Raw genomic sequence first — 540 nt, 5'->3', positions numbered from 1 at the left:
CGATCACGTGCGCGACGTCGCGCACATACACCACGCTGCCGTTCACGGTCTTGATGGGCAGGTCGTTGAGCGCCGCGACGGTTTGCGTGCTGCCGTTCATCTCCACGTTGTATTCGCGCGAGCCGATCTTCGCCGTGCCGCCGGGCAGGATGAGGTTCTGCGCGTTCACGGCGTTGACGACGTCCGCGGGTGCAAGACCTTTGGCCTGCAACGCTTTCGGATCGAGCTGCACCATGATCTGGCGGATCTTGCCGCCATAGGGCAGCGGCACGGCCGCGCCCTGGACGGTCGCGAGCTGCGTGCGGATGAAGCTGTTGCCGAGGTCGTAAAGCGACTGCTCGGGCAACGTCGCGCTGGACAGGCCCAGTTGCAGCACCGGCACCGTGGAGGCGTTGTACGTGATGATGTTCGGCGGCAGCGTGCCGGGCGGCAGCACACGCAGGATCGACGCGGAGTTGGACGCGGCCTCGGCAATCGCGCGGTTGATGTCGGCGCCAGGATGGAAGAACACCTTCACGACCGACACGCCGTTGAGCGACT

The 540-nt window shown here is 65.7% G+C and carries 1 protein-coding gene; it reads right to left on the bottom strand.

Features of this window, described 5'->3' with window-relative positions:
* Nucleotides 1-540, bottom strand: a 540-nt coding sequence (locus AB4Y36_RS40450; RefSeq protein ID WP_368685936.1) for an efflux RND transporter permease subunit, incomplete at both ends; no start/stop codon positions are given.

Source organism: Paraburkholderia sp. BR10936 (genome assembly GCF_040965735.1).
In the GTDB taxonomy this organism is placed as follows: Bacteria; Pseudomonadota; Gammaproteobacteria; order Burkholderiales; family Burkholderiaceae; genus Paraburkholderia; species Paraburkholderia nodosa_A.
The sequence above is the reverse complement of the archived record's forward strand: the minus strand, read 5'-3'. Positions and strand labels throughout refer to the sequence as shown.